17 protein-coding genes are annotated in these 19,586 nt (G+C 62.6%); 10 read left to right on the top strand and 7 right to left on the bottom strand.

The window, feature by feature from the left end:
* Positions 1 to 58 precede the first annotated feature (58 nt).
* The 3 genes from gcvT (at position 59) to gcvP (ending at position 4,635) form a co-directional block, all read left to right on the top strand.
* A complete protein-coding gene (gene gcvT, locus O3297_RS04790; RefSeq protein WP_305047892.1) occupies positions 59 to 1,180 on the top strand; it encodes a glycine cleavage system aminomethyltransferase GcvT in 1,122 nt (373 codons plus the stop codon).
* Positions 1,181 to 1,250: 70 nt separating this feature from the next.
* Entirely contained in the window at positions 1,251 to 1,631 is a 381-nt protein-coding gene (gcvH, locus tag O3297_RS04785; RefSeq protein WP_034784168.1) for a glycine cleavage system protein GcvH, read from the top strand.
* Between the two features lie 103 nt (positions 1,632 to 1,734).
* Positions 1,735 to 4,635 carry an aminomethyl-transferring glycine dehydrogenase gene (gene gcvP / locus O3297_RS04780; RefSeq protein WP_151094707.1) on the top strand — a complete coding sequence of 967 codons (2,901 nt, stop codon included), beginning with the start codon at positions 1,735 to 1,737 and terminating at the stop codon, positions 4,633 to 4,635.
* Positions 4,636 to 4,835: 200 nt separating this feature from the next.
* Here the strand turns inward: gcvP and O3297_RS04775 are convergent, their stop codons facing one another.
* Positions 4,836 to 4,994, bottom strand: a complete 159-nt coding sequence (locus O3297_RS04775) for a hypothetical protein (protein ID WP_171985004.1) — start codon at positions 4,992 to 4,994, stop codon at positions 4,836 to 4,838.
* A gap of 164 nt (positions 4,995 to 5,158) precedes the next feature.
* On the opposite strand from O3297_RS04775, the gene O3297_RS04770 reads away from it, so the two are divergent.
* The 5 genes from O3297_RS04770 (at position 5,159) to O3297_RS04750 (ending at position 11,088) form a co-directional block, all read left to right on the top strand.
* Positions 5,159 to 6,376, top strand: a complete 1,218-nt coding sequence (locus O3297_RS04770; protein ID WP_305047891.1) for a Bcr/CflA family efflux MFS transporter — start codon at positions 5,159 to 5,161, stop codon at positions 6,374 to 6,376.
* 22 nt (positions 6,377 to 6,398) lie between these two features.
* Positions 6,399 to 7,013 carry a TetR/AcrR family transcriptional regulator gene (locus O3297_RS04765; RefSeq protein WP_305047890.1) on the top strand — a complete coding sequence of 205 codons (615 nt, stop codon included), beginning with the start codon at positions 6,399 to 6,401 and terminating at the stop codon, positions 7,011 to 7,013.
* 208 nt (positions 7,014 to 7,221) lie between these two features.
* The gene (locus O3297_RS04760) at positions 7,222 to 7,500 is read left to right on the top strand and encodes a hypothetical protein (protein ID WP_139144442.1); all 279 of its coding nucleotides are present in this window, start codon (positions 7,222 to 7,224) and stop codon (positions 7,498 to 7,500) included.
* 525 nt (positions 7,501 to 8,025) lie between these two features.
* On the top strand, positions 8,026 to 10,710 hold the full coding sequence (gene mgtA, locus O3297_RS04755; protein ID WP_305047889.1) for a magnesium-translocating P-type ATPase: 2,685 nt from the start codon (positions 8,026 to 8,028) through the stop codon (positions 10,708 to 10,710).
* A gap of 36 nt (positions 10,711 to 10,746) precedes the next feature.
* Positions 10,747 to 11,088 carry a hypothetical protein gene (locus O3297_RS04750; protein ID WP_070279241.1) on the top strand — a complete coding sequence of 114 codons (342 nt, stop codon included), beginning with the start codon at positions 10,747 to 10,749 and terminating at the stop codon, positions 11,086 to 11,088.
* A gap of 18 nt (positions 11,089 to 11,106) precedes the next feature.
* On the opposite strand, the gene O3297_RS04745 is transcribed toward O3297_RS04750, so the two are convergent.
* Complete coding sequence (locus O3297_RS04745; protein ID WP_305047888.1) at positions 11,107 to 11,673, bottom strand: Rrf2 family transcriptional regulator; 567 nt, start codon at positions 11,671 to 11,673, stop codon at positions 11,107 to 11,109.
* A 59-nt stretch (positions 11,674 to 11,732) separates the two neighbouring features.
* The gene (locus tag O3297_RS04740) at positions 11,733 to 12,941 is read right to left on the bottom strand and encodes an NAD(P)/FAD-dependent oxidoreductase (RefSeq protein ID WP_305047887.1); all 1,209 of its coding nucleotides are present in this window, start codon (positions 12,939 to 12,941) and stop codon (positions 11,733 to 11,735) included.
* Between the two features lie 142 nt (positions 12,942 to 13,083).
* Here O3297_RS04740 and O3297_RS04735 point away from each other — a divergent pair, with 142 nt between their 5' ends.
* On the top strand, positions 13,084 to 13,758 hold the full coding sequence (locus O3297_RS04735) for a ribonuclease HI family protein (protein WP_305047886.1): 675 nt from the start codon (positions 13,084 to 13,086) through the stop codon (positions 13,756 to 13,758).
* Here the strand turns inward: O3297_RS04735 and O3297_RS04730 are convergent.
* The 4 genes from O3297_RS04730 to O3297_RS04715 form a co-directional block, all read right to left on the bottom strand.
* Entirely contained in the window at positions 13,755 to 15,392 is a 1,638-nt protein-coding gene (locus O3297_RS04730) for a methyl-accepting chemotaxis protein (RefSeq protein ID WP_305047885.1), read from the bottom strand. The two genes, O3297_RS04735 and O3297_RS04730, sit on opposite strands and share 4 nt — an antisense overlap.
* Positions 15,393 to 15,473: 81 nt before the next feature.
* The gene (locus O3297_RS04725; protein WP_305047884.1) at positions 15,474 to 17,081 is read right to left on the bottom strand and encodes a methyl-accepting chemotaxis protein; all 1,608 of its coding nucleotides are present in this window, start codon (positions 17,079 to 17,081) and stop codon (positions 15,474 to 15,476) included.
* A 310-nt stretch (positions 17,082 to 17,391) separates the two neighbouring features.
* Complete coding sequence (locus tag O3297_RS04720) at positions 17,392 to 17,883, bottom strand: chemotaxis protein CheW (RefSeq protein WP_034784183.1); 492 nt, start codon at positions 17,881 to 17,883, stop codon at positions 17,392 to 17,394.
* A gap of 204 nt (positions 17,884 to 18,087) precedes the next feature.
* Complete coding sequence (locus tag O3297_RS04715) at positions 18,088 to 18,492, bottom strand: energy transducer TonB (protein ID WP_305047883.1); 405 nt, start codon at positions 18,490 to 18,492, stop codon at positions 18,088 to 18,090.
* Between the two features lie 309 nt (positions 18,493 to 18,801).
* Between O3297_RS04715 and O3297_RS04710 the strand changes: the two genes are divergently transcribed.
* The gene (locus O3297_RS04710) at positions 18,802 to 19,452 is read left to right on the top strand and encodes an HD domain-containing protein (protein WP_305047882.1); all 651 of its coding nucleotides are present in this window, start codon (positions 18,802 to 18,804) and stop codon (positions 19,450 to 19,452) included.
* Positions 19,453 to 19,586 lie beyond the last annotated feature (134 nt).

Raw genomic sequence — 19,586 nt, 5'->3', positions numbered from 1 at the left:
CGTGTTTGGCTATTCTATGTTTTGTTAACTCCCCTTTTACCTTCGTCCCGAGGAATCCATGACGCTCAAAGCGACCCCACTCAATAACGCCCACCGTGCCCTCGGCGCCCGCATGGTCGATTTCGGCGGCTGGGACATGCCCGTCAACTACGGCTCGCAAATCGAAGAACACAATGCCGTGCGCGGCGACGCCGGCATGTTCGACGTGTCCCATATGTGCGTGGTCGATATCGAAGGTCCGAACGTGCGCGCTTTCCTGCGCGGCTTGCTGGCCAACAACGTTGACAAGCTGCAAGTGTCGGGCAAGGCGCTGTACTCGTGCATGCTTAATGCCGGAGGTACCGTCATCGATGACTTGATCGTCTACTTCTTCAATGAAAACTGGTTCCGCCTGGTCGTCAACGCGGGCACGGCGGAAAAAGACGTGGCCTGGATGCAGCAGCAAAATACCAACACCAACAGCGGCCTGACGATCACCCAGCGCCGCGACGGTAATGACGCCATGGCGCTGGTCGCCGTGCAAGGCCCGAACGCCCGCGCCAAGGTGTGGCAAGTGCTGCCGGAAACGCAAGCGGCCTCCGAAGCCATCAAACCATTCAACGTCGTCATCGTCAAGGACACGGCTTTCGGCGAAGTCATGCTGGCGCGCACCGGTTACACGGGCGAAGACGGCTTTGAAATCGGCGTGGCCGCCACCCAGGTGGAAGCGCTGTGGAATGCCCTGGCAGCGGCCGGCGTCAAGCCGGCAGGCCTGGGCGCGCGCGACACCCTGCGCCTGGAAGCGGGCATGAATCTGTACGGCCAGGACATGGATGAAACCGTCAACCCGCTCGACGCGGGCCTGGCGTGGACCATCGACCTGGTCAGCGAGCGCGACTTCATCGGCAAGGCCGCCCTGCTGGCCAAAGGCCAGAACGCGCAATTCGTGGGCCTGATCCTGCGCGAAAAAGGCGGCGTGCTGCGCGCCCACCAGAAAGTCATCATCGCCGGCAGCGAAGCCACGGGCGAAATCACCAGCGGCACCTTCAGCCCGACGATGCAGGAAGCGATTGCCCTGGCGCGCGTGCCGAACGGCGTGAACGTGGGAGACACCGTGCACGTGGAAATCCGCGGCAAGCAGCTGGCCGCTTCTGTTGTCAAGCTGCCTTTCGTGCGTAACGGTAAAATCCTGGCTGCGTAAGCGTATTAGAGCCGCCCGCAAGACCGTACAACCATAATCAATAACGAACACTTACCATCTGGAGCCACACATGAACATTCCTGCAGAACTGAAGTACACCGCTTCCCACGAATGGGTACGCCTTGAAGGCGACGGCACGATCACCGTCGGCATCACCGAGTACGCGCAGGACGCCCTGGGCGACATCGTCTTCGTTGAACTGCCAACCGTGGGCAATACCTACGGCGCCGGCGACGACGCCGCCGTGGTGGAATCGGTCAAGGCAGCGAGCGACATCTACGCGCCGATCGCCGGCGAAGTCGTGGCTGTCAACGACGACGTGGTCAACTCGCCTGAGTCGATCAACGCCGACGCCTACGCCAACTGGCTGTTCAAGATCAAGCCAGCCGACGTGTCGGCCCTGGACGGCTTGCTCGACGCTGCCGCCTATGGCGCCACCACCGGCGCGTAATCGCGTTTGACTCACGGGCCGCAATCGCGGCCCGTTTGCATTTTTTCTGCGCTGCGCCCGCGCGCCGCATCCCGGTTTTTCAGTCTTTTTTGGCCTCTATATCATGACCCGCACCAGCCTGACCCAACTCGAAGCACGCGATGCCTTCATCGCCCGCCACATCGGCCCTTCTGCCACCGAACAGCAAGCCATGCTGGCAACCCTCGGCTATCCATCGCGCGCCGCGCTGATCGACGCCCTGGTACCGGCCAACATCCGCAACAAGGGCGCCCTGCCCCTGGGCGCGTACTCGCAGCCGATGCCGGAACAGGAAGCCCTGTCGCGCCTGAAAGCCATCGCCGGCAAGAACCAGGTATTGAAATCCCTGATCGGCCAGGGCTACTACAACACGTTCACCCCTGGCGTCGTGTTGCGCAACATCTTTGAAAACCCGGCCTGGTACACGGCGTACACGCCTTACCAGCCAGAGATTTCGCAAGGCCGCCTGGAAGCGATTTTGAACTTCCAGCAAGTGATCACGGATCTGACCGGCATGGGTATCTCGAACGCCTCGATGCTGGACGAAGGCACGGCCGCCGCCGAGGCGATGACCCTGATCCAGCGCGTGGGCAAGTCGAAGTCGAACGTGCTGTACGTCGCCAATGACGTGCTGCCGCAAACGCTGGAAGTGGTGCAGACGCGCGCCCAGCCGATCGGCATCGAAGTGCGTACCTTCGACCCGGCTGAAATCGAGTCGCTGGACGCCTGCTTCGGCGTGCTGCTGCAATACCCGGGCGTCAATGGCGTCGTGCGCGACTACCGCGCCGGCGTGGAAAAACTGCACGCGAATGGCGCCATGGTCATCGTCGCGGCCGACCTGCTGGCCCTGACCATGCTGACGCCGCCGGGCGAATGGGGCGCCGACGTCGTCGTCGGCAACAGCCAGCGCTTCGGCGTGCCGCTCGGTTTCGGCGGCCCGCACGCAGGCTATCTGTCCACGCGCGATGAATTCAAGCGCAATATGTCGGGCCGCCTGGTCGGCGTGACCGTCGATGCGCAAGGCAACAAGGCGTATCGCCTGGCCCTGCAAACGCGCGAACAGCATATCCGCCGCGAAAAAGCGACCTCGAACATCTGCACGGCGCAAGTACTGCTGGCCGTGATGGCCTCGATGTACGCCGTCTACCACGGTCCTGCCGGCCTGCTGCAGATCGCCCAGCGCGTGCACCGCTACACGGGCGTGTTGGCCGCCAACCTGAAGACACTCGGCTATGGCGTCGTCAACGCGAGCTACTTCGACACCCTGACCATCAATGTCGACGATGCGGCGCAACTGCACGCGACGGCCATGCACCACGGCGTTAATCTGCGCAAGATCGACAATACCCATGTCGGCGTGTCGCTCGATGAAACCACCACGCGCGACGATATCGCGCTGCTGTGGAAAGTGTTCGCGCACGGTCTGGCCAACGCGCCTGCCGCGCCTGACCTGGACAGCGTGGAAGCTGGCGTCACCAGCGCCCTGCCGGCACAGCTGGCGCGCGAGAGCGCCTACCTGACCCACCCCGTCTTCAACAGCTACCACTCGGAACACGAAATGCTGCGCTACCTGCGCAGCCTGGCCGACAAGGACCTGGCGCTGGACCGCACCATGATCCCGCTCGGCTCGTGCACCATGAAGCTGAACGCCACGTCGGAAATGATTCCCGTCACCTGGCCCGAGTTCTCCAACATCCACCCGTTCGCTCCCGATGCGCAAACGGTCGGCTACCGCGAAATGATCTCGCAACTGGAAGAGATGCTGTGCGCGCTGACAGGCTACGCGGCCGTCTCGCTGCAGCCGAACGCCGGCTCGCAGGGTGAATACGCAGGTCTGCTGGTGATCAAGGCCTACCACGAATCGCGCGGCGAAGGCCACCGCAACATCTGCCTGATCCCGTCGTCGGCGCACGGCACCAACCCGGCATCGGCCAACATGGTCGGCATGCAGGTGGTCGTCACCAGCTGCGACGCCAACGGCAACGTGGACCTGGCCGACCTGAAAGCGAAAGCGGAAAAGCACAGCGCCAACCTGGCCTGCGTAATGGTCACCTACCCATCCACCCACGGCGTGTTTGAAGAAGGCATCCAGGAACTGTGCGAGATCATCCACTCGCACGGCGGCCAGGTCTACATCGACGGCGCCAACATGAATGCGCTGGTCGGCGTGGCCGCTCCCGGCTCGTTCGGCGGCGACGTGTCGCACCTGAACCTGCACAAGACCTTCTGCATCCCGCACGGCGGCGGCGGACCAGGCGTCGGCCCGATCGGCGTCGGCGCCCACCTGGCGAAATTCCTGCCGAACCAGCGTTCCTCCGGCTACCAGCGCGATGTGGCCGGCATCGGCGCCGTCAGCGCCGCGCCATTCGGCTCGGCCAGCATCCTGCCGATTTCGTGGATGTACATCGCCATGATGGGCGCGGAAGGCTTGACGGCAGCGACCGAGACGGCGATCCTGGCGGCGAACTACATCGCGCGCCGCCTGGCGCCGCACTACCCCGTGCTGTACTCGGGCCACGATGGCCTGGTCGCGCACGAGTGCATCCTGGACCTGCGCCCGATCACGGACGCCACCGGCATCAGCAACGAAGACGTGGCCAAGCGTTTGATGGACTTCGGTTTCCATGCGCCGACCATGAGCTTCCCCGTGCCGGGCACCCTGATGATCGAGCCGACGGAAAGCGAATCGAAAGTGGAAATCGACCGCTTCATCGACGCCATGATCGCCATCCGCGCGGAAATCGCCAAGGTCGCCAGCGGTGAATTCGACCACGACGACAACCCGCTGAAAAACGCGCCGCACACGGCACAGGTGCTGATGTCGGACAACTGGGAACGCAAGTACAGCCGCGAAATCGCTGCCTACCCCGTCGCATCCCTGCGCCAGCGCAAATACTGGCCACCGGTCGGCCGCGCCGACAACGTGTACGGCGACCGCAACCTGTTCTGCGGTTGCGCACCTATCAGCTCATACGAAGAAGAGTAAGCGCCGGGCGCCCGCTTCCGCAGGCGTATCGACGACAAGAAGGCAGGCCACGCGGCCTGCCTTTTTTTATGCCTGCACATCCACGTAGGTCGGATTAGCGCGCAAGCGCGTAATCCGACACATGGTTGGCGCTTGTGGCGATGTCGGATTACGCTCCGCTAATCCGACCTACAACGTGACAACGTGACAACGTGACAACGCTACAGCGCCAGCAAGGCCGCGCCCGGCAATCCCAGGGCCGTGCCCAGCATCGTCAACAGCACGACATCGCGCCGTTCGCAGCGGGCGCGGTGTGAACTCCAGGCGGCAAACAGCAGTGCGACAGCGACGCCGCTGAGCGAAATACCCACTTCCGTCATGCCGTCTCCCCCGTCAGCGGCAACGCGCCCGTCATTTTTTCCTTTTTCATCGCTCTCATCCTTTTCATTGATTGAACAAGCTACCTACCGGTAGGCAGTAAGTGTACAATAAAAAACACGGCGGCGTCCATGCCCCGTTTTTTTGACGATACAAAGGAAGCGCAATGCAGCAGCAAACCCCTCTTCCCGCCGCCAGTCTCGGGCTGGCGGCTTCCCTGGCCCTGGTCGCCGTGCTCGGTCCGGCCGGCATCGACATGTATCTGGCCTCGATGCCCGCCATGGCGCGCGAGCTGCATACCTCGTACGCGAATGTGCAGCTGAGCCTGACCGTCTTCCTGCTGGCACTGGGCGGCGGACAGCTGCTGTGCGGCCCGCTGACCGACATGCTGGGCCGGCGCCGTCCGCTGCTGGCCGGCATCGCCGTCTACATTCTTGCCGCCGTATGGGCGTCGCAGGCCGATCAATTGACCACCCTGCTGCTGGCGCGCACCCTACAGGGCCTGGGTGCGGCGCTGACCCTGGTCGTCGTAATGAGCATGGTGCGCGACGTGGCCGATGGCGTGCAGGCGGCGCAGCTGTTTGCCCTCCTGATGACCATCGTGGGCCTGGCGCCCGTGCTGGCGCCGGCCGTGGGCGGCTTGCTCGACGCGCATTACGGCTGGCGCGCCGTGATGCTGGCCCTGGCCGCGCTCGGTGTCTTGACCCTGCTCAATAGCGCGCTGTTCCTGCCGGAAACGCTGCCCCGCGCCCGCCGCGTCTCGCCGCAAGGCATGCACCGCACGTATGCGTGCATCGCGCTGGACCGCGCCTTCCTGCTGCCCGCGCTGGCCCTGTCGGCCACTTTCTTTTTCCTGTTTGCCTATATCGGCGGCGCGTCGCTCGTGTACCAGCGCGATTTCGGCCTGTCCGCCGGCAGCTTCGGCCTCGTCTTCGGCGCCACGGGCGTGGCCGTGCTGCTGGGCGCGATGGCCAGCGGCCGCCTGGTGGAAAAGTATGGCGTGGCGCGGTTGAGCGTGACGGGCAGCGCGGCCATGCTGTGCGGCGCGGGACTGGCCCTGCTCGGTGCCTGGGCGGGAGCGGGCATCGCCGCCGTCGTGCCGGGCATGTTCGTGGCCCTGTTTGGCCTGGGCATCGCGGAAGCGGCACTGATGGCCATGGCCATGGGTTCCCAACAGCGCGCGCTCGGCTCCACGGCCGCCCTGCTGGGCGCCATCCAGATGACCTTGTCGTCGCTGGCCACGCCGCTGGCGGCCAGCCTGTCCGAATGGGGGCCATTACCCTGGCTGCTGTTCTTGACCGTGGCCGGCCTGCTGGTATCATGGCTGACCCTGGCCACTGCGCGCGTCCATCCGGTCCATGCCAACAGCCTCGGAGCGCACTGACGCCTCACTCACACTCACCCCAATGATGAAAAAACGCTCGGCTTCGGCCGATAACATCTGTGCCGTCGCCGTCGTGCACTTTTCGGAGCACGGCTACGATGCCTCGTCCCTCAGCGACATCGCCGGGCAGGCGGGCATGCGCAAGGCTTCGCTGTATTCGCACTTCGCCGGCAAGGATGCCCTCTTCCTCGACGTCTTTGCCGACGCCCTGGCCGAAGAGCAAGCCTTCATGGATGCCTGTTTCGCCGATGAAGCGACGCTGGCGGCCACGGCCGGCAGTGCCCTGGCCGGGTCCCTGTACTGCGACCGCATGGCGCAGCGCTATGCGGACTCGGCCCATTTGCGCTTTTTGCTGCGCACGGCGTATTTGCCGCCCGCGCCCCTGCGCGTGGAAGTGGGCACGGGTTACGAAGCGCTGCTGGCGCAATTGCAGCGGCACTACGTGGCCAGCCTGGGCCGCATGGCACCCGCGCTGGCGCCGCAGCGCATCGACCTGTACGCGCAAGCCTATCTGGGCATCGTCGACAGTCTGCACGTGGAACTGATCTACGCGGGCGGCGCCGCGCTGCAGCAGCGCCATGCGGCCTTGTGGCAGATATTGTCTGATTCGCTGGCAATGGCGGCGCAATCGGCCTGACGCGGTATCGGCGACAGCCACACTGTGAAAGGAGCGGGAAGTTTTTGGCAAGGCGCACCACGCCCAACATGGGTCAGGCGTATGCGTGCACCAGTAGAAAGCCAGCAAGCGGAACGGCGACAAAAAGCACCACGACGCCAAGGCATCCTGATTTGGATCCGGATATGGGAGCTGCAGGAGAAGTGCCGCGCTCTCGTGGCGTCCTGGCATGAACCCATTTCATATGACAGGACTGGCAAAAGAATGTGGTTTTGTTGTTGCGCCAGGCGGCTATGGTTCGATCGGTGTGGCGTACAAGCGTGCCGCAACGGGCACATTCGAAATGTGTTTCTTTGGGCAGTTTTTTAGAAAAATGCTTGCCGACAAAGAACATGACAACAAGCCCGGCTATTACCGCCCCAACGATCAATTCCATAGACAATGCTTTTCCGTATATGCATGGTATTTACCATGGCTATTGCCAGCCAATCAGCGTACCCGAGCATAACGGATTGCCAAGCGAAAAAAATCACGCATTCTCACATCTACGCGAATGGCGCTGCCAGCCAGAACAGAGCCCCCCCGCGGGCATCTCCGCCCGCATTCTTTGCATCAACCTTTATTATTTAACATCGAACGTTCGTATTTGCTCACAACGACATTACACTTTGGAAACCTAAGATTTCTTCAGTTGACACTCTTGCAGCACATCCATAAGATGCCCTCATTATTCATTTACGGAGTCCCACGTGGGTACTTGTTCTAGTGACAGTAGCCGATCTTGTATCGGTGATTGCCTCGGCAGCTAAACAGCAAGCAACGCGGAATTCCATTTCCTCCGTGCCTTGCTGAGCAAGGTGCGGTGTCTCGCGCGGCCAGTACGGCTGCGCGCCTCTCCCCCTCTTTCCGATCGCGACCGGCTACTGACCCGGATTGCCCGCCAGCGCCATGCCTCGCCATGTTGCGTTGGCGGCACGCAAGTCTTGCCTGCGGCTGCGCCGCCCGTCAACACCTCGTCGTGAAAGGAAGAGCCATGAATCTCTTCACCCGCTTATTCGAATCGTTCCTGCGCAAGCGCCATACGGCCGGCCACTTCCGCCGGCGCGCCATGCCACTGGAAAACAGCACGGCCCGCCCAGTGCCCGACCACCTGGCGCGCCAGCTGCTGGCTGCCGCCCATGAAGACCTCGATACGGCGCTGAACCGCCTGCACACGCGCATCGAAGGCTTGCGCGATGCCGAGGCGCAAGTCATCGGCGCGCAAACGGGCCCCAATGAAGTCGAGCATGAAAAACCGCTGGCCTGGTACCAGCACCTGTGGCTGTGCTACAAGAATCCGTTCAACCTGCTGCTCACCGTGCTGGCCATCGTGTCCTACCTGACGGAAGACCCGAAAGCCACCATCGTCATCGGCACCATGGTGATCTTGTCGACCCTGCTGCGCTTCGTGCAGGAAGGCCGCTCGAACCGGGCCGCCGAGCGCCTGAAAGCCATGGTCAGCAATACGGCCACCGTGCTGCGCAACGGCCAGCAGGTCGAGCTGCCTATCCGCCAGCTGGTACAGGGCGACATCATCGTGCTGTCGGCCGGCGACATGATACCCGCCGACTGCCGATTGCTTTCCGCGAAAGACCTGTTCGTCAGCCAGGCCGCCATGACGGGTGAATCCTTGCCGGTGGAAAAAATGGCCGAACTGGCCGACAGTGCAGGCCGCGACCCCATGGAACTGGCCAATCTGCTGTTCATGGGTACGAACGTGATCTCCGGCGCCGCCACGGCGCTGGTGCTGGCCACAGGCAACCGCACCTACTTTGGCACCATCGCCACGCGCGTGACGGCCACCGAGCGCACGCCGACGGCCTTCGAGGCGGGCGTCAACAGCGTCAGCTGGCTGCTGATCCGCTTCGCCCTCGTGATGGCGCCGCTCGTGTTCCTCATCAATGGCTGGACCAAGGGCGACTGGATGGAAGCGTTCCTGTTTGCCCTGTCCGTCGCCGTCGGCCTGACGCCGGAAATGCTGCCCATGATCGTCACCAGCACCCTGGCCAAGGGCGCCGTGAAACTGTCGAAAAAGAAAGTCGTCGTGAAACGCCTGGACGCCATCCAGAACTTCGGCGCCATGGATGTGCTGTGCACGGACAAGACGGGCACCTTGACGCAGGACAAGATCGTGCTCGAGCGCCACACGGACGTGTTCGGCCAGCCCTCCGACGAAGTGCTGCAATTCGCTTATCTGAACAGCCACTACCAGACGGGCCTCAAAAACCTGCTCGATCGGGCCGTGCTCGACCATGTTGAGCTGCAGACGGAAATGCAACTGGCGCGCGATTACGTGAAAGTCGATGAAATCCCGTTTGATTTCGTGCGCCGCCGCATGTCCGTCGTCGTTTCCGAAAAGAATGATCACCATGAACTGATCTGCAAGGGCGCCGTCGAGGAAATCCTCGCCGCCTGCAGCCATCTGCGCCTCGGCGGCGTCAGCATTCCCCTCGACGCCGCCCTGCTGGCCAAGGTGCTGGAAACCACGCACGGCCTGAATGCGGAAGGCTTGCGCGTGGTGGCCGTAGCCGTCAAGGAAGTGCCGCCGCATAAAACCGTGTATGGCGTGGCCGATGAAACGGCGCTGACCCTGATCGGTTATGTCGCCTTCCTCGATCCGCCGAAGGAATCGACGGCGCCGGCCCTGCGCGCGCTGGCGGAACATGGCGTGACCGTGAAAGTCCTGACGGGCGACAATCACCTGGTGACGGCGAAGATTTGCCGCGAAGTGGGCCTGGCCGTGCATGGCGTGCTGCAAGGCCCGCAGCTCGACGACATGGACGACGCCACCCTGGCCAGGGCAGCGGAAGACAATACCGTGTTTGCCAAGCTCAGCCCGCTGCACAAGGAGCGCCTCGTGCGCGCCCTGCGCGGCAATGGCCACATCGTCGGCTTCATGGGCGACGGCATCAACGACGCGCCCGCCCTGCGCGCGGCCGACATCGGCATTTCCGTCGATTCCGCCGTCGATATCGCCAAGGAGGCGGCCGACATCATCCTGCTGGAAAAGAGCCTGATGGTGCTCGAAGAAGGCGTGCTGGAAGGCCGGCGCACCTTCAGCAACATGCTGAAATACATCCGCATGACGGCCAGCTCGAACTTCGGCAATGTGTTTTCCGTGCTGGTGGCCAGTGCCTTTTTGCCGTTTTTACCGATGCTGCCACTGCACTTGCTGGTGCAGAACCTGCTGTATGACGTGTCGCAGATCGCCATTCCCTTCGACAATGTCGACGCCGAACTGATCCAGCAGCCGCTGAGCTGGAATCCGCGCGACATCGGCCGCTTCATGGTGTTTTTCGGCCCCATCAGCTCGATCTTCGACATCAGCACGTTTATCTTGATGTGGCATGTGTTTGGCGCGAATACGCCAGAGCAGCAAACCCTGTTCCAGTCCGGCTGGTTCGTCGTGGGGCTGTTGACCCAAACCCTGATCGTGCACCTGATCCGCACGCCCAAGCTGCCGTTCATCGACAGCATCGCGTCCGCGCCCCTGCTGGTGGCCACCACCGCCATCATGGCCGTGGGCGTCTTCCTGCCGATGGGTCCGCTGGCGACCTACTTCAAGCTGCAGGCCTTGCCGTTGGGCTACTTCCCCTGGCTGCTGGGCATCCTCGTCTGCTACACGGTGCTGACGACGTTCATGAAACGCGTGTATCTGCGCAAATTCGGCTGGCAATAGTATGATAAGCCGCTCATCCACCCACACAAGGCACGCATGAGCGGCTCCCCTCCTTCCAAGCGTAATCTCGCCCTGCTGCTGTCGGCCCTGGTCTTTCCCGGCAGCGGGCATTTCGTATTGCAACGCAAGGCACGCGGCTGCCTCTTCCTCGTGCCGGCCCTAGTCGCGCTGGTGATCGTAGTGCGCCAGATCATGGCACGTTTGGACCAGATAATGGCACAGATCGACAGCGGTGCCCTGCCCTTCGACGTGCAGCTGATCGTGGAAAAAGTCGATGCCCTGTCCGCCAATGACGGCCCCGCCATGACGGTGGCCGTGGGCGTGCTGGTGCTATGCTGGATTGGCAGCCTGGTCGATACCGTGCTGTTGAAACCGTGAAGTAGCGTCAAATGAGCGTCAAACCACATCGTCCTTGATGCGGCGCGGTTTCGGTCCGCGCACGGCGGCGATGCGCGCCTCGCTGCGCTCCTGCACGCGGCCGCTGAACCAGCCCTGCACATCCGCGCCAAAGCCGGCCGGCGCGACACTGCCAAAACCTTGCGCCAAGTCAAGCAAGGTGGTCTTGCCCAGTTCGGCGCGCATGCTTTTCTCGGCGCGCAGCATGAGAGCATGGATGCCGCATACGCCGCTGGTCATCCAGCCCGGCGGCTCGCCTTCGTACAGGGTGCAGCGGCTGCGGATCTGCTGGCAATCGAACAGGGGTTTCGGGCCTTCGATGGCATCCACCACGTCGAGCACGCTGATGTCGCCGGGCGGGCGCGCCAGCTGATAACCGCCGCGTATGCCTTCCGACGCGGTCACGATGCCCGCCTTCTCCAGCTTGGGAAAGATTTTCGCCAGGAAGGAGACGGAAATACCCTGCAACTCCGCCAGGTCGCGGCTGCTGGCAGGCTCGGCAAGCGGCTGTGCCAGATATAGCAGGCAATGCAAGCCATACTCGGTGCCGCTTCCATAATGTGCCATGATGCCATTCCTCCGTTGCAAAACGGGGACTGTAGCACTCCCCGTTTGCAGCCGCAAGGCTACAGCGACAGCTCGAACGCCGGATCGGCAGCGGCCAGCGCCGCGGCACTATCGGCAGGCGGATAAATCACACGGCCATTGATGGCCACTTTCATGGCCTTGCCCTCGCTGCCCGTCAGCCACACCTTGCGCTCCCAGCCCTGCGTCACGACCGCACCCCATGCTCCCAGATCCAGGCAGGTCACATAATAGGGTTGGCGGTAGGGCCGCGTCGCCAGTCCCAGCAGGTCAGCCACGGCATTGTCGCCCGAGGAGCGGCCAAGGAACATGGCGTGCTGGCAGCTCATCAGCGTGTGATTGCCTTCGTCATCCGTGGCGGCAACGGCGGCGTCGCCCGTGGCAAAGACCCTGCCGGCGCCAGGCACGCGCAAATCATGCGCCACCCGCAGGCGGCCCGCGGCGTCTTTCTCACCGGGAACCTGCGCCGTCAACGCACTGGCCCGCACGCCCGCCGTCCACACCACGGTGTGCGCCTCGATGCGCTCGCCATCGGCCGTCGTCAATCCATCCGCGTCGATGGCGGCCACCGCCGAACCGAGCCGGCATGCCACGCCCAGCTCCGCCAGCGCCTGCTCGATCACGGGGCGCGGTCCCGGTCCCAGGTCGGGGCCGATGTCGGGCGCCCGCTCGACGATGATCACCTTGATATCGGCATCTTCGCCCAGGATGGCGCGCAGGCGGGCCGGCAGCTCGGCCGCCAGCTCGATGCCCGTGAAGCCGCCGCCGGCCACCACGACGGTATTGCGCGCGGCCGATGCGGGCCGGGCGGCCAGCGCATGCAGGTGCGCATCGAGCGCCACCGCTTCGCTGCGCTGGTCGGTGCTGAAGGCAAATTCTTGCAGGCCCGGAATATTCGGACGGAACAGGCTGCTACCGGCCGCCAGCACCAGGCGGTCATAGGCCAGGGTCGAACGGCTGCCGTCGGCGGCGACGATGTCGACTTCGTCGCTGTCGCTGCGAATGGCATCGACCTTGCCGGCGATGAAGCGCACGCCCGTCTCGTCAAACAGTTGCTGCAACGGCGCCACCATGCTGGCGGGCGCCGGTTCGTACAGGCGGGGGCGCATCGTCAGCATGGCTTCCGGCGCCACCAGCGCCACTTCGATTTCACCTGCGGCAATGTTTTCCAGCCTTAGGCGACGCACGGCTGCCAGGGCACTCCACAATCCGGCAAAGCCGGCACCAATGATCAATACGCGCTGTGTCATGTTTTTCTCCTTGATTTGATAACGCAGACTATATCACTCCGCGTTATGAGTTGCAAGCTGGCCCGCCAAAATCGCAACAGCCTGCCTTGCGGACTGTGCCGCACTCGCGTAGATTCGCGGCACGATGATGAGGGAAGGTCCCATGCAAGAGGAATTGGAAACATTGCTGGCAGCAGCGTTCAAGAGCGAGCGGGCACAGGCGCGCCGCCTGGCCGCGCTGGAAGGCATCGCGGGCGACACGGCGCTGCAGCGCATACTGGAACAGGCGGCCGGCACCTTGGGCCTTGTCGCCCTGCTGGCGGCGCGGACGCAGGCGCACGCCGCCGAAGCGCAGCGCAAGGCGCAAAAGATCAGCGATCGCCAGCAGGCGCAGGCGGCGCGGCGGGTGATGGCCGTGCCGGCGTCGGCCTGGCGCGGCTGGTTCGACGGCTCCGCCCATCCGAACCCGGGCAAGCTGGGCATAGGCGCCCTGCTGCTGGGGCCAAACGGCGAGCGCATCGAAGTGAGCCAGGCGGCCGGCTATGGCAGCAGCAGCGACGCGGAATATGCGGCCCTGACGGCCGTGCTGCAGGCGGCACTCAAGGTGCGTCCGCCGCCCGCGCAACTGCTGCTGTACGGCGACAGCCAGGTGGTGATCAATGACGTGCTGGGAACGACGCCGCTGGGCGCCAAGGGACTGGAAACGCAGAGGGCCACCGTAGTGGCCCTGCTGGAACAATTCACGGATGTGAGCTTGCGCTGGCTGCCGCGCCACAGGAATGGCGAGGCGGACCGGCTGTCCCAGCTGGCCATTACCGGCTGGGTAGAAGAGGATTAAGCGGCGCGGCCGATCCGCAACGCTTCCTTCGGCTCTTTCGCCACCGGACGTTTCACTCCCTTCAATCCGCTGACACTGGCCTGCTGCCCGTTCAGCTTGAACACGCTGACTACTTGCGCCAGGTTCTGCGCCTGGTGCTGCATCGATTCGGCGGCAGCCGCAGACTCTTCCACCAGCGCCGCATTTTGCTGCGTCACGGCATCCATCTGGCCGATGGCGCGGTTGATCTCGTCGATGCCCACGCTTTGCTCGCTGCTCGCCGCCGTGATTTCCGTGATGATGTCGCTCACGCGCTGCACGCTGTCGACGATATCGTTCATGGTCGAACCGGCTTGCGCCACCAGCATGCTGCCCGCGTTGACTTGCTCCACGGACGCGCCGATCAGGGTCTTGATTTCTTTCGCCGCCGAAGCGGAACGCTGCGCCAGGTTGCGCACTTCGGATGCGACGACGGCAAAGCCACGGCCCTGCTCACCCGCGCGGGCCGCTTCCACGGCCGCGTTCAAGGCCAGGATATTCGTCTGGAAGGCGATGCCGTCAATCACACTGATGATGTCGACGATCTTGTTCGATGACGCATTGATCGATTCCATCGTGCCCACGACCTGCGCCACGACTTCGCCGCCCTTGACAGCCACTTGCGCCGCCGAGGCCGCCAATTGGTTCGCCTGGCGCGCATTGTCCGCGTTCTGTTTCACGGTCGAGGTCAGCTCTTCCATCGACGAAGCCGTCTCTTCCAGCGAACCGGCCTGCTCTTCCGTGCGGGAAGACAGGTCCTGGTTGCCGGCGGCAATTTCCGTCGACGAGGTAGCGATGCTGTCCGTGCCCGTGCGCACTTCGCTGACGATGTTGAGCAGGCTCGTGTTCATGTCTTTCAGGGCCAGCAGCAGTTGCCCCGTTTCATCCTTGGCGCTGGCGTCGATCTGCGCCGTCAAGTCGCCATCGGCTACCTTGCGGGCGATGTCCACGGCCGTGCGCAGGGGGCGCACAATGCCCATCGTCAACAACCAGGCGCAGACGACGCCAAAGCCCAGCGCCAGCACGGCCAGGGTCAGCAGCAAGTTGCGGCTCGTCTTGGCGACCTCGTCGATCTCGCGCGCCGTCTTGTCGATGCTGGCGCGCTGGTGCTGCAGCATGTCGTTGACCACTTTCAGGTATTTCGTCGAACCGGGCACGAAGATGCCCTGGAACGCCTTTTCTGCCTCGGCTTCCTGTCCATCCGCCTTCAGCTTCGACACTTGCGCGCGCGAATCGAGGTAAACCTTGCGCTGTTCGCTCACCAGGCGGAACAGTTCCTTTTCTTCCGGGCTGGAAATCAAGGCTTCGATCTTCTTTTGCAATTCGCCCGATACGACGGACGATTGCTTGGCCTCTTCCGCAAAATACGCGCCCAGTGTGGTGTCGCTGCTGCGCGCGATGGCCGTGGTGCGGCGCACGCCGCTGTCGATCTTCGCGTACCAGTCGGAAATATAGCGTTCCTTCGCCAGCGGCAATTCCATCATGGTGCGCGTGGCCATGGCCACATCATGCAAGCGCCACACGCTGATGCCCGTGATGACCATGGAAAACAGCAAAATCACGGCAAAACCCAGGCCGAGGCGCACACCAATACTGACGTTTCTTAACAAATTCATGTGAATATCCTAAAAAAGCGGAACCAGACTATATAAAAAGGGGACAGCAGAAAGCGGCTGCTCGGGGCAGCCGCGGCGCCATCAGCGTGTGCCGATGCGCAAGGCGGTTTTCGGCGCAGCCGGGCGTTTCAGCGCCTGCTGGCCAGTCAATTTGAAGACGCTGACGACCTGCGCCAGGTTGTGCGCCTGGTGCTGCATCGATTCGGCGGCGGCGGCAGACTCTTCCACCAGCGCCGCATTTTGCTGCGTGACGGCATCCATCTGGCCGATAGCACGGTTGATCTCGTCGATGCCCACGCTTTGCTCGCTGCTGGCCGCCGTGATTTCCGTGATGATGTCACTCACGCGCTGCACGCTGTCGACGATATCGTTCATGGTCGAACCGGCTTGCGCCACCAGCATGCTGCCCGCGTTGACTTGCTCCACGGACGCGCCGATCAGGGTCTTGATTTCTTTCGCCGCCGAAGCGGAACGCTGCGCCAGGTTGCGCACTTCGGACGCCACGACGGCAAAGCCACGGCCCTGCTCGCCCGCGCGGGCCGCTTCCACGGCCGCGTTCAAGGCCAGGATATTCGTCTGGAAGGCGATGCCGTCAATCACACTGATGATGTCGACGATCTTGTTCGATGACGCATTGATCGATTCCATCGTGCCCACGACCTGCGCCACGACTTCGCCACCCTTGACGGCCACTTGTGCCGCCGAGGCCGCCAATTGGTTCGCCTGGCGCGCATTGTCCGCGTTCTGTTTCACGGTGCTGGTCAGCTCTTCCATCGACGAAGCCGTCTCTTCCAGGGAGCCGGCCTGCTCTTCCGTACGGGAAGACAGGTCCTGGTTGCCGGCGGCGATCTGCGTCGACGACGTGGCGATGCTGTCCGTGCCGCTGCGCACTTCACCCACGATGTTGAGCAGGCTGGTGTTCATGTCCTTGAGAGCGAGTAAAAGTTGCCCCGTTTCATCCTTGGCGCTGGCGTCGATCTGCGCCGTCAAGTCGCCATCGGCTACCTTGCGGGCGATGTCCACGGCCGTGCGCAGGGGACGCACGATGCCCATCGTCAAGACCCAGGCGCAGACGACGCCAAAAGCCAGCGCCAGCGCGGCCAGCACCAGCATCAGGTTGCGGCTGGTATTGGCGACGGCGTCGATCTCGCGTGCCGTCGTGTCGATCGTCGCGCGCTGGTGCTCCAGCAAGTCCGAGACCATTTTCTGGTACTTGGCGGCGGCCGGCACGAAGGTCTTTTCAAATACCTCATTGGCAGCATCGACCTGCGCTTCGCCCTTCAGCTTGTAGACCTGGTCACGCGAGCTGATGTACACCTTGCGCTGTTCCAGCAAGCCCGCGAACATGGCTTTTTCCTCCGGCTTGTCGATCAGCGCCTCGATCTTCTTTTGCAGCTCGGCCGAACTGGACGACGAGACTTTCGATTCTTCGGCGAAATAGCCGCTGAGCGAGGTATCGCTGCTGCGGGCAATGGCGATGGTACGGCGCACGGCGCTGTCGATACGGCCATACCAGTCGGAAATATAGCGTTCCTTGGCCAGCGGCTGCTCCATCATGACGCGCGTGGCGCTGGCCACGTCGTGCAGGCGCCAGACGCTGATGCCCGTAATGAGCATGGAAAACAGCAAAATCACGGCAAAACCGAGTCCGAGGCGGACACCGATGCTGACGTTGCGTAATAAATTCATGTGACTATCCTAAAAAGCCCTGCCGTCAGCCTGATAACAAGCTGACGATCTCGCTCATGGGCGGGCGCTGGTTGGCCGCTGTAGCGAATTGGCGTGACAAGTGAAACTGGCGCACGGTTCGGCTGAACCGTGCGCCAGGAAATGCGCTAGCGTGCGCCTTGCAGAAAAAGCAAACAATGCTTGGGGTCAATTGTTTCTAAAAAACCCTCTCGGCACCATGGTGTCAGGACATGTGCAGGGCAAGGCGGCGTGGCCGAAGGCAGTACGAATGTACGGCAAGGCAACGCCATCCTGGACTTTTCCTGGCGGCCTAGGCAGCCAGCTTCTCGATCAAACCCATGTCGGCGCTGGACATCAGCTGGTCGATATCGACCAGGATCAGCATGCGTTCGTCGATGGTGCCCAGGCCGATCACGTATTCCGTGTTGATCGAACGGCCCATGTCCGGCGCCGGCTTGATCTGTTCCGGCATCAGGGTGGTGACGTCGGAGACGCGGTCAACGACCATGCCGACGACGCGGTTGCCGATATTGAGGATGATGACAACGGTAAACTGGTCATAGCTGGGCGTGCCCAGGTTGAACTTGATGCGCATGTCGACGATCGGCACGATGATGCCCCGCAGGTTGACCACGCCCTTGACGAACTCGGGGGCGTTGGCGATGCGGGTCGGCGTTTCATAGCTGCGGATTTCGCTGACTTTCTGGATGTCGATGCCATACTCTTCCTGGCCCAGGGTAAAAGCCAGGTATTCGGCAGCCTTGGCAACGGTTGCGCCAGTGTCGCTGGAAATGGTGCTCATGATGATCCTTTAGAAATGTCGCAGGGCGCGCCTGTCACCGACCTTGGACGCCCATATGGAATTTATTAAATAATGCACTGAAATTGCAATGCGGCAATGTTACCGCATGTAAATTTTCAGTGCACTAAAAAAGAGCATCGTTCTTTCCGCCGGACCGCGATTACCTGACTTTGTCGCAAAAGCATCACGCCTGGGCGCCAGCTGCTATTGCCCCGCCTTGTCCCCGCCATCGTCTGTCGACGGCAGGTTGAACGTCACGGTATACACAAAATCCATGGTGCAAGGCACGCCGCCGCACAAACCCGGCTTGTAGCGCTGCTTGATGGCAGCGGCCGCGGCAAAGTTCGCCATCTTTTCATCCGGCGACTCGAAGATGGCCACTTCCTTGCCCTCCCCCTGGCTATTCACCTGCACAGCCAGCACCAGCTTGCCCCGCACTTGCAAGATGCGCTGCGCTGCATACACTTCGCGCAAGAACGGCGCCAGTCCCTTGAGCGGATAGGGCGGCTCGTCCGTGGCCGGCATGCCCTCGTACTGGTCGCGTACGACAAGCTTTTGCTCCTCGCTCAGTTGCGCATAGCTGTAATTCAAGGGGATAGCGGCTTTCACGCCCTTCTGTTTAATGACAGTGCCTGTTTGCGCCCTGTCCTCTGTCAAGGTATAGCGGGGAGCTTCCTGGGCCCAGGCGGCCGCGTGACCGCAGGCAACTAACAAACCGAATATCAGCCAATGGCGATGCATGGGTATCCTTTGCGATATGGAACAATTATGTTTAAAAATATCTGATAGGCAATAAAACACCAAGGCGCGCATTCTGCTCAGAAGTAAATAAAAAAGCAAGTGCCTTGAAGCAACGAATACCTGCATGCGCGCGTTTTATGCCACACTGGCGGCCCCTGCTTTTTACGACTTTGAACCATGCATTCTTTGCTTTCCCAATGGCAACCACGCCTGCTGGCGCTGGCCACGGCCGGCCTGGGCGATGACAGCGCCCACGACATCAACCACCTGCAACGCGTCTGGCGCAATGCCAGTGTCTTGCTGCAGGAGCATGCGGAAGCGGACGCCCTCACCGTGATGACCGCCTGCTATCTTCACGACCTGGTCAACCTGCCGAAAAACCATCCCGAGCGCCACCTGGCCTCGCGCCAGGCGGCAGCACTGGCTTGCCGCCAATTGGCGGAACTGGATTTCCCATCAGAAAAACTGGCCGGCGTGGCACACGCCATCGAGACGCACAGTTTTTCCGCCAACTTGGCGCCGCACACCATCGAAGCGCAAATCGTGCAGGATGCCGACCGCATCGACGCGCTGGGCGCCGTGGGACTGGCACGCCTGTTTTACACGGCGGCGCGCATGGATAGCGCGCTGGCGCATGGCAGCGATCCGCTGGCAGCCCATCGCCCGCTCGACGACAAGGCATACGCGCTCGACCATATCGTCACCAAGCTCGACAAACTGCCCGGCAAGATGCAGACGGCGGCAGGCCGCGCGCTGGCCGAACAGCGGCTGGCCGTGCTGACGGATTTCCGCGCTGCCTTTGCCAGCGAGTGGGGTATTAGTACATAAACCCTGGTGGCGATAGCCAGCATGGCCCATGCTGTCTATAATGCAAGGCTCAGCTATCGCGCCGCGCGTCAGCAGAAACCTGCAACGCGCCGGCGCAACGCCAACAACTGAACCCCGCCAGCCGCACGGCGGCG

Origin of the sequence: Janthinobacterium sp. SUN128 (assembly GCF_030587275.1) — a bacterium.
GTDB classification, from domain to species: Bacteria; Pseudomonadota; Gammaproteobacteria; order Burkholderiales; family Burkholderiaceae_D; genus Janthinobacterium; species Janthinobacterium lividum.
This window is presented reverse-complemented; position numbering and strand designations above follow the sequence as displayed.